The sequence below is a fragment of the Mesorhizobium alhagi CCNWXJ12-2 genome, from assembly GCF_000236565.1.
Lineage (GTDB): Bacteria > Pseudomonadota > Alphaproteobacteria > Rhizobiales > Rhizobiaceae > Allomesorhizobium > Allomesorhizobium alhagi.
In genome coordinates, this window is sequence record NZ_AHAM01000030.1 from 31,115 (window position 1) to 45,198 (window position 14,084).

General features: G+C 63.0%; 12 protein-coding genes and 1 pseudogene. 8 read left to right on the forward strand and 5 right to left on the reverse strand.

Annotated features, from left to right (window positions below; translation table 11 throughout):
- Positions 1-2 precede the first annotated feature (2 nt).
- From MAXJ12_RS04160 to MAXJ12_RS34965, 5 genes and pseudogenes are all read right to left on the reverse strand, one after another.
- Entirely contained in the window at positions 3-650 is a 648-nt protein-coding gene (locus MAXJ12_RS04160; protein WP_040584824.1) for a septation protein A, read from the reverse strand.
- Positions 651-705: 55 nt separating this feature from the next.
- Complete coding sequence (gene ftsY, locus MAXJ12_RS04165) at positions 706-2,358, reverse strand: signal recognition particle-docking protein FtsY (protein WP_008834518.1); 1,653 nt, start codon at positions 2,356-2,358, stop codon at positions 706-708.
- Between the two features lie 12 nt (positions 2,359-2,370).
- Positions 2,371-3,654 (reverse strand): tRNA (N(6)-L-threonylcarbamoyladenosine(37)-C(2))-methylthiotransferase MtaB, encoded by a 1,284-nt coding sequence (mtaB, locus tag MAXJ12_RS04170; RefSeq protein WP_008834519.1) that lies wholly within the window; start codon positions 3,652-3,654, stop codon positions 2,371-2,373.
- A pseudogene (gene dapF, locus MAXJ12_RS34960) lies at positions 3,654-4,536 on the reverse strand (diaminopimelate epimerase). The gene mtaB and the pseudogene dapF overlap by 1 nt, the downstream one beginning before the upstream one ends.
- Positions 4,537-4,619: 83 nt before the next feature.
- Complete coding sequence (locus MAXJ12_RS34965; RefSeq protein ID WP_008834521.1) at positions 4,620-4,781, reverse strand: DUF1328 family protein; 162 nt, start codon at positions 4,779-4,781, stop codon at positions 4,620-4,622.
- Positions 4,782-4,910: 129 nt separating this feature from the next.
- Between MAXJ12_RS34965 and MAXJ12_RS04180 the strand changes: the two genes are divergently transcribed.
- The 8 genes from MAXJ12_RS04180 (at position 4,911) to MAXJ12_RS04215 (ending at position 14,049) form a co-directional block, all read left to right on the forward strand.
- Positions 4,911-5,348: a VOC family protein gene (locus tag MAXJ12_RS04180; protein WP_040584826.1), complete on the forward strand. Its 438-nt coding sequence runs from the start codon at positions 4,911-4,913 to the stop codon at positions 5,346-5,348.
- A 170-nt stretch (positions 5,349-5,518) separates the two neighbouring features.
- Positions 5,519-6,049 carry an AprI/Inh family metalloprotease inhibitor gene (locus MAXJ12_RS04185; RefSeq protein ID WP_008834523.1) on the forward strand — a complete coding sequence of 177 codons (531 nt, stop codon included), beginning with the start codon at positions 5,519-5,521 and terminating at the stop codon, positions 6,047-6,049.
- Positions 6,050-6,070: 21 nt separating this feature from the next.
- Complete coding sequence (zapE, locus tag MAXJ12_RS04190) at positions 6,071-7,285, forward strand: cell division protein ZapE (RefSeq protein WP_008834524.1); 1,215 nt, start codon at positions 6,071-6,073, stop codon at positions 7,283-7,285.
- A gap of 189 nt (positions 7,286-7,474) precedes the next feature.
- Entirely contained in the window at positions 7,475-8,443 is a 969-nt protein-coding gene (gene mdh, locus MAXJ12_RS04195) for a malate dehydrogenase (RefSeq protein ID WP_008834525.1), read from the forward strand.
- Positions 8,444-8,453: 10 nt separating this feature from the next.
- Positions 8,454-9,647, forward strand: coding sequence for an ADP-forming succinate--CoA ligase subunit beta (sucC, locus tag MAXJ12_RS04200; protein ID WP_008834526.1), 1,194 nt, complete (start codon positions 8,454-8,456; stop codon positions 9,645-9,647).
- 4 nt (positions 9,648-9,651) lie between these two features.
- The gene (locus tag MAXJ12_RS04205) at positions 9,652-10,023 is read left to right on the forward strand and encodes a cupin domain-containing protein (RefSeq protein ID WP_008834527.1); all 372 of its coding nucleotides are present in this window, start codon (positions 9,652-9,654) and stop codon (positions 10,021-10,023) included.
- An 8-nt stretch (positions 10,024-10,031) separates the two neighbouring features.
- On the forward strand, positions 10,032-10,928 hold the full coding sequence (gene sucD, locus MAXJ12_RS04210; RefSeq protein ID WP_008834528.1) for a succinate--CoA ligase subunit alpha: 897 nt from the start codon (positions 10,032-10,034) through the stop codon (positions 10,926-10,928).
- 133 nt (positions 10,929-11,061) lie between these two features.
- Positions 11,062-14,049, forward strand: a complete 2,988-nt coding sequence (locus MAXJ12_RS04215) for a 2-oxoglutarate dehydrogenase E1 component (RefSeq protein WP_008834529.1) — start codon at positions 11,062-11,064, stop codon at positions 14,047-14,049.
- Positions 14,050-14,084 lie beyond the last annotated feature (35 nt).

The following is a 14,084-nucleotide window of genomic DNA, read 5'->3' on the forward strand; positions in this document are numbered from 1 at the left end:
AGCTATCGCTTGACCCGCTCGTCCAGCGAGTGGCGCATGATCAGCGGCATCTGGCTGATGGTAAAGATCAGCGTGATCGGCATGATGCCCCAGACCTTGAACGCCACCCAGGCGTCGGTCGAAAAAGAGCGCCAGACGATCTCATTGACAAGGGCCAGGAACAGGAAGAACACGCCCCAACGGAAGGTGAGCTTGCGCCAGCCTTCGGCATCGAGCCTGAAGGCGCTGTCGAACACATAGCCGAGCAGCGACTTGCCGAACCAGAGGCCACCGAGCAGCGTCAGCCCGAACAGCGAATTGACGATGGTCGGCTTCATCTTGATGAAGATGTCGTCCTGCAGATAGAGCGTCAGCGCGCCGAACACGAACACGACCACGCCTGAAACCAGCGGCATCATCGGCAGCGTCCGGGTGAGCAGCCATGAGGCAGTGAGCGCAACCGCGGTGGCGATCATGAACAGGCCGGTGGCCAGGAAGATCGGTCCGCCGAAATTGCCCAGTGCGGGATAGTTCGCGACCAGCCATTCGCCGCGTGCATTGGCGAAGAAGAACACCATCAGCGGGCCTAGCTCCAACGCCAGCTTGAGGAGTGGATTGATCTCCTTCTTCTTCGGGTCCGACGGGTCGCGTTCGAGGATGGGTTGGTTCATGATGTCCTTCTCAAGCATGGTTTTTTGCGAAAAGTCTGCAACTTTCGCGCCATGCCTACGCTACTCCGGCGATCGCCTTGGCGAAATCGCCTGCGGAAAATGGTTCGAGGTCGTCGACCTGTTCGCCGACGCCAATGAAATAGACCGGCAGTTTGTGCTTTGCCGCGATGGCGACAAGTATGCCTCCGCGCGCCGTGCCGTCCAGCTTTGTCATCACCAGCCCGTTGACGCCAGCGACGTTGCGGAAGATCTCGACCTGATTGAGCGCGTTCTGGCCGGTCGTGGCATCGACCGTCTGCAACACCGTGTGCGGCGCTTCCGCATCGTGCTTGCCGAGCACGCGAACAATCTTTTCGAGCTCGGCCATCAGCTCGGTCCTGTTCTGCAGCCGGCCGGCGGTGTCGATGATCAGCACGTCGGAGCCAGACGCCTTGGCCTTCTCATAGGCGTCCCAGGCGAGCCCGGCTGCATCGGCTCCCAGCTTTGACGCGACTACCGGCGAGTTGGTGCGTTCGCCCCAGATTTTCAGCTGCTCGATCGCCGCGGCGCGGAACGTGTCGCCGGCCGCAAGCATCACTGATAGGCCGCCGGCGGTGAGCTTGGCCGCCAGCTTGCCGATGGTGGTAGTCTTTCCCGTGCCGTTGACGCCGACGACCAGGATGACATGCGGCTTGTGTGACAGGTCGAGCTCGAGCGGCATCGCCACAGGCCCCAGAACCTTTTCGACCTCCTGCGCCATGACCTGCCGCACATCGGCTTCGGTCGTCTGGCGGCCGTAGCGCCCGGAAGACAACGTGTCGGTGATGCGGATCGCCGTCTCCATGCCGAGGTCGGCGCGGATCAGCACCTCCTCGAGATCCTCGACGATATCCTCGGTCAGTCGGCTCTTGGTGAAGACGCCGGAGATGTTGTCGCCGAGCTCCCGCGACGAGCGCGACAGGCCGGATTTGAGACGCTGGAACCAGCTCAGCTTCGCCACGGGCTGGGCCGCCAAAGGCTCGGCCTTCTGCTCGACCTTTCTCGTCACCACGACCTTGCCGGCGGCGGGCTTGGGCGTGGCCTCCAACTCGGGCGCGATCTCGGCCAGTACCGGCTCGGTTTCGACAGGCGACGGCTGACGAATAGGCGGCAGGCTTTCGGCCGGCGGCAATTCCGTGGGCTGCGAAGGGACCGGAATTTCGACGGGCGTGGGCTGCTCGGGCACTTCGGGCGGCGGAGTGCCCGGGGTTTCCGGGGGCTGCACGGGGATTTCCGGCGGAACCGACGGCTGCGGCTCGTGCACTGGTTCGGCCGGCGGCGGAATCTCCACAGGCGCGGGCTCTGGCTCAACCGGCTGCGGCGCAGGCGGCTGAGGCGCCGGCGGAGGGACAGGCGTCGGGGCCGGTTCCGGCTCGGCGGGCGTCGGCTGCGGCGCAGGTTCCTCCGGCTTCGCCGGCGGAGTAGGCTCTTCAGGGGTCGGAGCCGGCGTAGGTCTTTCCGGCGTTGGCGGATGAGCAGGCTCTTCCGGAGTCGGCTGGGGGGCAGGCTTTTCCGGAGGAGTCGGAACCGGTTCGTCAGGCAGGGCAGAAGATGCGCTCTCCTGTCCTTCCTTTAAGCTCTCGAGCGATTTCCAGTCGATCGGCGGCAAGGGCGCGTCTTCGGCCGGTCGCTCCTCCACGACCTCCTTCTTGCCGAAGGAAAAAACTTTCTTGATGAAGCCGAATGCCATGCGTCCGTCCGTCTATGCGGCTTGCCGGGCAAGCGGCGAGGCGATCAGGCGCGCGCCGTCATGGCCGGTGATTGTCGCGTCGACGATCTCTCCCGGCGTGCCGCATTCGATTGCCGCCAGCGTGAAGCCTTCCGTGCGGCCAAGCCCGCCGCGCTCGATCAGGATCGACTGGCGTGAACCCGCCAGCCTGTCGAGATGTCGCCGGTAGGCTGCCTCGCCGGCAGCGCGCAGGCGCGCGGCGCGGCGCTTGACGGCTCCGCCATCGACCTGCGGCATGCGTGCGGCCGGCGTTCCCTCGCGCGGCGAAAACGGGAAGACGTGAAGATGCGTCAGGCCGCACTCCTCCACGATCTTCTCGGAATTTTTGAACATCTCCTCGGTTTCGGTTGGGAAGCCGGCGATGATGTCGGCCCCGAACACGATGTCCGGGCGAAGCCGCCGCACATCTTCGCAAAAGCGGATCGAATCGTCGCGAAGATGACGGCGCTTCATGCGCTTCAGGATCATGTCGTCGCCCGACTGCAACGACAAATGCAGATGCGGCATCAGCCGGTTTTCGGTGGCGATGGCTTCGAGCAAATCGTCGTCGGCCTCGATCGAATCGATCGAGGACAGGCGTAAACGCGGGAGATCCGGTACCTGACGCAGGATCGTTTTGACCAGCCGGCCGAGCTTCGGCGCGCCGGGCAGGTCGGCGCCAAAACTGGTCATGTCGACGCCGGTCAGCACCACTTCGGCATAGCCGTTGCCGACGAGACGCTTCACCTGCTCGACAACTGCGCCCATCGGCACCGAGCGCGAATTGCCTCGGCCGTATGGGATGATGCAGAAGGTGCAGCGATGGTCGCAGCCGTTCTGCACCTGCACGAAGGCGCGGGCCCGGCCCTCGATCGCATCGACCATGTGCCCTGCCGTCTCCGTCACCGACATGATGTCGTTGACGCGGGCCTTTTCGGTGTCGTTGACGCCGAAATCCGGCAGTGCACGGTAATTGTGCGCCTTGAGCTTCTCTTCATTGCCGAGCACGAGGTCGACCTCGCCCATGGCGGTGAAAGCCGCCGGATCGGTCTGGGCGGCACAGCCGGTCACGATGATGCGGGCCTGCGGATTTTCGCGCCGCGCCTTGCGGATCGACTGCTTGGCCTGGCGCACCGCCTCGGCGGTGACGGCGCAGGTGTTGAAGATCACCGCGCCGTCCTTCAGTTCACCAAGGCCGGCAGCGTTCGCCTCGCGGCGCATCACCTCGGATTCATAGGTGTTCAGCCGGCAGCCGAATGTGACCACTTCCACCGCCATCAGGCGACGTCCTGGCGGTCGCGCGTCCATGCGCCGGTTTCCGGGTCGAAAGCGCCGGAAAACTCCCACTCGGCCGGTCCGGTCATGACGACATGGTCGTCGGCGCGCCATTCGATCGCAAGCGGCCCACCAGGCACGGTGACCGTGACGTTCCTGCCTGTGCGGCCGGGGCGCGCCGCGCTGACTGCGGCGGGGGCGGCCGGCGGAGCCGCAGGCCTTGGTCAGTCCGGCGCCGCGCTCCCAGGTGCGCAGCGTCAGCGCATCGGAAGCTGTGACCAGCGCGATGGAGATGTTGGCGCGCTCGGGGAAGATCGGATGGTTTTCGAGCAGCGGACCGAAACGGTCGAGATCGTATTCCCAAACGTCGCGGTCGACCCAGAAGATGGCATGCGGATTGCCCATCGAGACGACCGAGGGAGAATGCAGGACCGGAGCGTCGATAGGGCCGATCTGCAGTTCGATCCTGCTCGTATCGCCGAATTCCTCGGCCAGCGGGATCTCCTGCCAATCGAAACGCGGCACGCCCATGTCGACCGAGATCATTCCGTCGGCATGTTCTTCCGCGTTCAATATGCCGGCGATGGTCTCGAAGGTGAAAAGCTTCTGCCCGCTCTCTGCAGCCAGCGCCTGCACCACGCAGCGCATGCCGTTGCCGCAGGCCTGCGCCATCGTGCCGTCCGAATTGATGATCTCGATGTAGTTGGCGGTGCCCGGCGTCCGCGGGTCGTGGATCGCCATGATCTGATCGAATTTCGTCGCAGGGTCGGCGTTGAGTGCGATCGCAGCAGCCGGCGAGACGCGGTCCGCGCGTCCGCGCATGTCGGCAACGATGATTTCGTTGCCGAGCCCGTTCATCTTGGCAAAGGGCGCCTCGCGTGCCATCGATCAAAGTCTCGTTCTGTTGGCGCCTATATGGCGGAACCAGCCGGAAATTACCAGTGCGCCAGGCAGCGCGGCGCAATTGCTCAGGCGATCGCTATCACGCCGAAGATGACCAGCAGAAAGAGAATGAGCACGACGCCGATAAGTATCTGCGCGGCGGTTGCCGCCGCACCTGCCAAGCGACCGAATCCGAGCAGGCTGGCGACCGCGGCGATCACCAGAAGAATGAGAATCCATTTGATCATTTTTGCAAAAGCCTGTGATTGATCCCAAAGTGCTGAACGCCGGCCCGGAAGATGTGGTTCCCGTCAGGTCAGGAGCACTGGGTGGCTGCCATATCCAGGCTGCGGCGGAACGGGGGACGATACATGGCCATGAAGCGCACCAGAACACCCTGGATGAAGGCCGATGATTTCGGGCGCTCGCTGCCGCGCGGCATCGGGCTCAATCTGCTGGTTTCAGAGATCGCACCAATGGAAACTTTCTGCCGCAATGTTCTCGGCGCTAGAACCGTCTACGCCGACGAGGATTTCGGCGTGATCGAGATTCTCGGCTCGGTCTTCATGCTGCATGCCGATCATTCCTACTCCGACAATCCGATGAGCGGGGTGATCGCTGGTGCGGAGACACGCGGCGCGGGCATCGAAATACGAATTTACGGCGCGGACCCGGACCGAATCGAGGCACGAGCGCGCGACGAGGGCCACATCGTTCTGGCCGGCTCGGTCGACAAGCCGCATGGATTGCGCGAATGCCATATCGTTGGGCCGGAAGGCTATATCTTCGTGCCGAGCCAGGCGATCGGCGGCTGAAGGCTGGGCGACGCATGGCCGCCACGCAACATACTGGGACATTTCTGCAACATTTTTTGCCGCAAACCGCATTTTAACCATATGCGGTTGAAATTTGGCCACCATCGCCGTTTTTGTGGTGGGGCAGGAAAATGATCGGACAGCGCGCACTGCGTCCGGCGGAGGTTTTAATGGCATTTTCGAGAACCGGCCTTGTGGCCATATCGCTGATGGCTCTCGCGGCGAGCGGGTGCCAGAGTTCGCGCATGTCGTCGCTCGACACACGGCCGGCTCCGCTGGAGGCCGCTCCCGCCGGCACAGTGACCTCGGGAGCGCTGCCGCCTCCGGCAACTCCAGGTACAGCTACGTCGCAGTTTCCCGCTGCCCCCGGCGCGGGCGAGCAGGTCGCGGCGTTGCCGCCGGAAGCCGCCGCCAACGCGCCTGATCTCACCGCCGGCAGCGTCGCAGGCGTCTGGAACGCCTCGGTTTCGGGCCAAAGCTGCAAGGTTGCAACGCCGCAGACCAAGTTCGGCCAAGGCTTTCGCGCCGGGCCGCTGCGCTGCCCGGCTCCGATCGACGGCGTGAAGTCGTGGAATGTCGCAGGCAAACAGCTGACGCTCTATGATGAAAGTGGCGGCACCCTTGCCCGCCTCTACGCCTCCGGCCCGGAGAAATTCGACGGTCAGACCGAAACCGGCGTGCCGATCTCGCTCAGCCGCTAGTCGTCATTCACGGCACACGCCATGCACCTGCGCGACGGCATCCAGACGCATGCCACGGTCGCGCAGCGCTATGCGCATTCCGTCGAAACCGGAGCGATAGAGCGAGATCCGGCGCAGGAAAAAGTGGTCGCCGCGCTCGACCGGCTGACCGACGAGATCTGCTCCAAGCGGCTGGCTCAGAAGTCGAGCGCGCTCGGCTGGCTGTTCGCCAAGAGGCGGGAAACTCAGGCGCCGGTAAAAGGCCTCTACATCCATGGCGGCGTCGGTCGCGGCAAGACCATGCTGATGGACATGTTCTTCGAGCTCCTGCCGGCGCGGCGCAAGCGGCGCGTCCATTTCAACGACTTCATGGCCGATGCGCACGACCGAATCCAGAAGCATCGCCTTGCGCGCAAGAATGGCGAGGCCAGGGAAGACGATCCCATTCCGCCCGTCGCGCGGCAGCTTGCCGAGGAGGCGTGGGTGCTTTGCTTCGACGAGTTTTCCGTCACCGATATCGCCGACGCCATGATCCTGTCGCGGCTGTTTTCAGCGCTGTTTTCGCAAGGCGTCGTGCTCGTCGCCACCTCCAACGTGGCGCCCGATGATCTTTATCGCGACGGGCTGAACCGCGGGCTGTTCGAACCCTTCATCGGCTTGCTGAAGCGTCACGCCGACGTGCTCGCCCTCGATTCCCCGACCGACTACCGGCTGGAAAAGCTGAACCGAATGCCGGTCTACATCACGCCGCTCGGGCCCGAGGCGGATCGCCTGATGGACGAGGAATGGGAACTCGTGACCCATGGTCAACCGGTTGGCGCGACCACGCTGACGGTAAAAGGCCGGCAGGTTGTCGTGCCGCTCTCGGCGGGCGATGCGGCGCGCTTTTCGTTTGCCGATCTATGCGAAAATCCGCTTGGTGCGCGCGACTATCTGGAGATCGCAGGACGCTTTTCGATCATCTTCATCGATCATGTGCCGGTGCTCGCCGAGGGCAAGCGCAACGAAGCGAAGCGTCTTATTCTTCTCATAGACACGCTCTACGATCATCACGTCCGGCTGGTGGTCAGTGCGGCGGCGCCGCCGCAGGATCTCTATGGCGGCCGGCGCGGCACGGAAGCGTTCGAGTTCGACCGCACAGCCTCGCGGCTGATCGAGATGCAAAGCCGCGACTGGCTGGATGGCTGGGCGGCGCGGCAGGCGGAGAAAACGCCGCCGGCGAAGGCAGTCACCTCCGCCGAGACAGAAAAATTTTGACGTTTACGTAACTCCGCTTTCGTCTAACCGATTGAAATCTATGGTGCAGAAATAATCGGTTGAAAAATGCTGGTCATAACGCTATGCCCGGCGTCGAAATTCTTGGCAGCATATCCTCCTCGCTCTGGCCTAACCTTCTCCTTCGGCGCCGCCGCGCGCCTGTCACAGACACAGGGAAAATCTCCACACATGGCACGCAACAAGATAGCGCTCATCGGTTCCGGCATGATCGGCGGCACCCTCGCCCATATGATCGGGCTGAAGGAACTCGGCGACGTGGTGATGTTCGACATCGCCGAAGGCATTCCGCAGGGCAAGGGCCTCGACATCGCCCAGTCCTCTCCGGTCGAGGGTTTCGATGCGCGGGTCACGGGCGTGAACGACTATTCCGGCATCGAGGGCGCCGATGTCTGCATCGTCACTGCGGGCGTGCCGCGCAAACCCGGCATGAGCCGCGACGACCTTCTCGGCATCAACCTCAAAGTGATGGAGCAGGTTGGCGCGGGCATCAGGAAATATGCGCCGAAAGCCTTCGTCATCTGCATCACCAACCCGCTCGATGCCATGGTCTGGGCGCTGCAGAAATTCTCCGGCCTGCCCAAGAGCCATGTCGTCGGCATGGCCGGCGTGCTGGATTCGGCGCGCTTCCGCTATTTCCTGGCCGAAGAGTTCAAGGTTTCGGTCGAGGACGTCACGGCGTTCGTGCTAGGCGGCCATGGCGACACGATGGTGCCGCTAACCCGCTACTCGACCGTCGCCGGCATCCCGTTGCCGGATCTGGTCAAGATGGGCTGGACCTCCAAGGAGAAGCTCGAAAAGATCGTGCAGCGCACCCGCGACGGCGGCGCCGAGATCGTCGGCCTGCTGAAGACCGGCTCGGCCTACTACGCGCCGGCGGCTTCCGGCATCCAGATGGCCGAGGCATATCTTCGCGACAAGAAGCGCGTTCTGCCCTGCGCGGCCTATCTTTCCGGCCAGTACGGCGTGAAGGACATGTATGTCGGCGTGCCGACGGTTATCGGCGCCGGCGGCGTCGAACGCGTCATCGAGATCGACCTGAACAGCGCCGAGCAGAAGATGTTCGACAAGTCCGTGGCCTCGGTCGCGGCCCTTTGCGAGGCCTGCGTCGGCATCGCCCCCAACCTCGGCAAGAAGTGAGGCCTTCGCGATGAACATCCACGAATACCAGGGCAAGCAACTGCTGAAGAGCTTTGGCGCGCCGGTCGCCGAGGGCGTGGCGATCATGAATGCAGGCGAGGCCGAGGCGGCGGCGAAGAAACTGCCCGGACCGCTCTATGTGGTGAAGAGCCAGATCCATGCCGGCGGCCGCGGCAAGGGCAAGTTCAAGGAACTTGGCCCCGACGCCAAGGGCGGCGTCAGGCTGGCTAAGTCGGTCGAAGAGGTCGTCGCCAACGTCAAGGAGATGCTCGGCAACACGCTCGTCACCAAGCAGACCGGCCCGGCAGGCAAGCAGGTCAACCGCCTCTACATCGAGGACGGCGCCGACATCGACCGCGAGCTTTATCTGTCGATCCTGGTCGACCGTTCGGTCGGCCGCATCGCCTTCGTCGTGTCGACCGAAGGCGGCATGGATATCGAGGCAGTCGCGCACGACACGCCGGAGAAGATCGTCACCGTCGCGGTCGACCCGGAAAAGGGCGTCACCGCCGATGATCTGCAAGCGCTGAACGAGGCGCTGAAACTCGACGGCGATGCGGCAAAGGACGGCGAAACGCTGTTCCCGCTGCTCTACAAGGCGTTTGTCGAGAAGGACATGAGCCTTCTGGAGGTCAATCCGCTGATCGTCATGAAGGACGGCCGGCTGCGCGTGCTCGACGCCAAAGTGTCGTTCGACAACAACGCACTCTTCCGTCACCCCGACATCATGGAACTGCGGGATACGACCGAAGAGGACGAGAAGGAGATCGAGGCTTCGAAGCACGATCTCGCCTATGTCGCGCTCGACGGCAATATCGGCTGCATGGTGAACGGCGCCGGGCTGGCCATGGCGACTATGGACATCATCAAGCTCTACGGCGCCGAGCCCGCCAATTTCCTCGACGTCGGCGGCGGCGCGTCCAAGGAAAAGGTCACCGCGGCGTTCAAGATCATCACCGCCGACCCGGCGGTCGAAGGCATTCTGGTCAACATCTTCGGCGGCATCATGAAATGCGACGTGATCGCCGAGGGCGTGATCGCTGCGGTCAAGGAAGTCGGGCTGAAGGTTCCGCTGGTCGTGCGCCTGGAGGGCACCAATGTCGAACTCGGCAAGAGGATCATCAACGAGAGCGGGCTGAACGTCATTTCCGCCGACGATCTCGACGATGCGGCCAAGAAGATCGTCGCGGCGGTAAAGGGCTGATCAAATGCCTCCGCGAAAGATAAATCTCGTCGCCGTGGCGGATCGGACCATCGCCAATGTGTGGGACCCGCATATCGCCGGCGACATCAACGACTCTCAAGCCAAGGTCGCCAAGTTTGGCGAAGTGTTCGACTGGCATGCGCATGAGCAGGAAGACGAGGCCTTCCTCGTCCTGCGCGGAAAAATCGCCGTCGATTTTCGCGACGGCCCTGTCGAACTCGGCGAAGGCGATTTCATCGTCGTGCCTCGTGGCATCGAACATCGGCCGCGCTCTCTGACCAAGGAGCCAATCGTGCTGATGTTCGAACCGGCGACCACGCTCAACACCGGCAACGCCAAGAGTGATCTCACGGTCGCAGACCTCAAGCGGCTTTAGGAGCCTTCATGTCCATTCTCATCGACAAGAACACCAAGATCTTGGTGCAGGGCCTGACCGGCAAGACCGGTTCGTTCCATACCGAGCAGGCGCTGGCCTATCACGGCACAAAGATGGTCGGCGGCATCCACCCGAAGAAGGGCGGCGAAAAGTGGGACGGCAGCGTTCCTCTGCCGATCTTTGCGACGGTCGCCGAAGGCAAGGAAAAGACCGGAGCAAATGCGTCCGTGGTCTATGTGCCGCCGGCGGGTGCGGCGGCGGCAATCATCGAGGCGATCGAGGCCGAGATTCCGCTGATCGTCTGCATCACGGAAGGCATCCCGGTGATGGACATGGTCAAGGTCAAGGCGCGGCTCGATCGTTCGGGTTCGCGGCTGATCGGCCCGAACTGCCCGGGCATCGTGACGCCCGACGAATGCAAGATCGGCATCATGCCCGGCAACATCTTCCGCAAGGGCTCGGTCGGCGTTGTGTCGCGCTCCGGGACGCTTACATATGAGGCGGTGTTCCAGACGACCAATGCCGGGCTCGGCCAGTCGACCGCTGTCGGCATCGGCGGCGATCCGGTCAAGGGAACCGAGTTCATCGACATGCTGGAGATGTTCCTGGCCGATGACGAGACGAAATCGATCATCATGATCGGCGAAATCGGCGGTTCGGCCGAGGAGGATGCGGCGCAATTCATCATCGACGAAGCCAAGCGCGGCCGCAGGAAGCCGATGGCGGGGTTCATCGCCGGCCGCACGGCGCCGGCGGGACGCACCATGGGCCATGCCGGCGCGGTGATTTCCGGCGGCAAGGGCGGCGCCGAGGACAAGATCGCGGCGATGGAGGCGGCGGGTATCCGCGTATCGCCGTCGCCGGCCCGGCTCGGCACGACGCTGGTCGAGGCGATCAAGGGCTGAGCGAATAGGGAGTAGCGAACAGCGAATAGGGAAGAAGCAATGAATAGGCGCAAATGCGGGAATCTCTATTCGCTACTCACTATTCGCTATTCGCTCTGACAAAGGAGACGGAGCAAAAAACTCCGAAAAGCACATGGCACGACAAGATCAGGCCAACGACCAGTTTTCCCTCACTTCGTTCCTCTATGGCGGCAATGCCGACTACATCGAGCAGTTGCACGCCGCTTATGAGGACGATCCGTCTTCGGTGGACACCGAATGGCGCGATTTCTTCGGCGCGCTGAAGGATGACGCCGGCGATGTGAAAAAGAACGCCAGAGGCGCGTCATGGGCGCGGCCGAGCTGGCCGCTGCAGGCTAATGGCGAACTGGTTTCGGCGCTCGACGGCGATTGGGGCCTGGTCGAGAAACATCTTGAAAAGAAGGTCAAGGACAAGGCGGCGGCCGGCGGTGTGGTGCTTTCCGATGCCGACGTGCTGCAGGCGACGCGCGATTCCGTCCGCGCCATCATGATGATCCGCGCCTACCGCATGCGTGGCCATCTGCACGCCAATCTCGATCCGCTCGGCATTGCCAAGCCGATGGAGGATTACAACGAATTGTCGCCGGAAGCCTACGGCTTCACGGAAGCGGACTACGACCGCAGGATCTTCATCGACCGCGTTCTGGGGCTCGAATACGCGACCATCCGCGAGATGCTCGACATATTGAAGCGGACCTACTGCTCGACGCTCGGCGTCGAGTTCATGCACATGTCTGATCCCGAAGAGAAAGCATGGGTTCAGGAGCGCATCGAAGGTCCGGACAAGGGTATTGCCTTCACCCCGGCGGGCAAGAAGGCCATCCTGCAGAAGCTGGTCGAGGCGGAAGGCTTCGAGCAGTTCATCGACGTCAAATACAAGGGCACCAAGCGTTTTGGCCTCGACGGAGGCGAATCGCTGATCCCGGCGCTGGAGCAGATCGTCAAGCGCGGCGGCTCGCTCGGCATGCAGGACATCGTGCTGGGCATGGCGCATCGCGGCCGTCTCAATGTGCTTTCGCAAGTGATGGCCAAGCCGCACCGTGCGATTTTCCACGAGTTCAAGGGCGGCTCCTACGCCCCCGACGATGTCGAGGGCTCGGGTGACGTGAAGTATCACCTTGGGGCGTCGTCCGACCGTGAGTTCGACGGCAACAAGGTGCACCTGTCGCTGACCGCGAATCCCTCGCATCTGGAGATCGTCGACCCCGTCGTCATGGGGAAGGCGCGCGCAAAGCAGGATCTGCTCTACGGTCGCGGCCGGGACGAGATCATCCCGCTGGAAGATCGCGCCAAGGTGCTGCCGCTGCTGCTGCACGGCGACGCCGCTTTCGCCGGCCAGGGCGTGATCGCGGAAATCCTCGGGCTTTCGGGGCTGCGCGGCCATCGCGTCGCGGGCACGCTGCATTTCATCATCAACAACCAGATCGGTTTCACGACCAATCCGCGCTTCTCGCGCTCCTCGCCCTATCCGTCGGACGTGGCCAAGATGATCGAGGCGCCGATCTTTCACGTCAACGGCGATGATCCGGAGGCAGTGGTCTACGCGGCCAAGGTGGCGATCGAATTCCGGATGAAATTCCACAAGCCGGTCGTCATCGACATGTTCTGCTACCGGCGCTTCGGCCACAATGAGGGCGACGAGCCCGCATTCACGCAGCCGGTCATGTATCGAGCCATCCGCTCGCACAAGACAACGGTGCAGATCTACGCCGACAAGCTCATCGCCGAAGGGCATCTGACCCAAGACGAGTTCGAGAAGATGAAGGCCGACTGGCGCGCCCATCTCGAAAGCGAGTGGGAGGTTGGGCAGTCCTACAAGCCCAACAAGGCCGATTGGCTGGACGGCGCCTGGTCGGGTCTCCGAACCGCCGACAATCAGGACGAACAGCGGCGTGGCAAGACCGCCATGCCGCTCAAGACGCTCAAGGAAATCGGCAAGAAGCTGACCGAAGTCCCCGAGGGCTTCGAGGCGCACCGGACGATCAGCCGCTTCCTCGAGACGCGGCGCAAGATGATCGATTCGGGCGAAGGCATCGACTGGTCGACCGCGGAGGCGCTGGCTTTTGGCTCCATACTGCTCGACGGCAACCCAGTCCGTCTTTCAGGACAGGATTCGGAGCGCGGCACCTTCTCCCAGCGCCATTCGGTGCTCTACGACCAGAGGGACGAGAGCCGTTACATCCCGCTCAACAATCTGAGCGCGGCGCAGGCGAAATACGAAGTCGTCAATTCGATGCTTTCGGAAGAGGCGGTGCTCGGCTTCGAATACGGCTATTCGCTGGCCGATCCGAAGGCGCTGACACTCTGGGAAGCGCAGTTCGGCGACTTCGCCAATGGCGCGCAGGTGGTGTTCGACCAGTTCATCTCGTCGGGCGAGCGCAAGTGGCTGCGCATGTCGGGGCTCGTCTGCCTGCTTCCGCACGGCTATGAAGGCCAGGGACCTGAACATTCGTCGGCGCGCCTGGAGCGCTTCCTGCAGCTCTGCGCCGAAGACAATATGCAGGTCGCCTACTGCACTACGCCGGCAAACTATTTCCACATTCTGCGCCGGCAATTGAAGCGAGACTTCCGCAAGCCGCTTATCCTGATGACGCCGAAATCGCTGCTTCGCCACAAGCGCGCAGTGTCGACGCTGGCCGAGATGTCGGGCGAAAGCGCCTTCCACCGGTTGCTGTGGGACGACGCGCAGCTTCTGCCCGACCAGCCGATCAAGCTGGTCAAGGATTCGAAGATCCGCCGCGTCGTGCTCTGCTCCGGCAAGGTTTATTACGATCTTTACGAGGAGCGCGAGAAGCGCGGCATCAATGACATCTACCTTTTGCGGGTCGAGCAGCTCTATCCCTTCCCGGCCAAGGCGCTGATCAACGAGCTGTCGCGCTTCCGCAATGCGGAAATGACCTGGTGCCAGGAAGAGCCCAAGAACATGGGTGCGTGGTCGTTCATCGATCCCTATCTGGAGTGGGTGCTTGCGCATATCGATGCCAAGCATCAGCGCGTGCGCTACACGGGACGGCCGGCTGCGGCGTCGCCGGCGACCGGCATGATGTCGAAGCATCTGGCGCAGCTGCAGGCATTCCTCGACGACGCGCTCGGCGAGTAGCGAAGTAGTTTCGGACGACCATGGCAACCAAGACA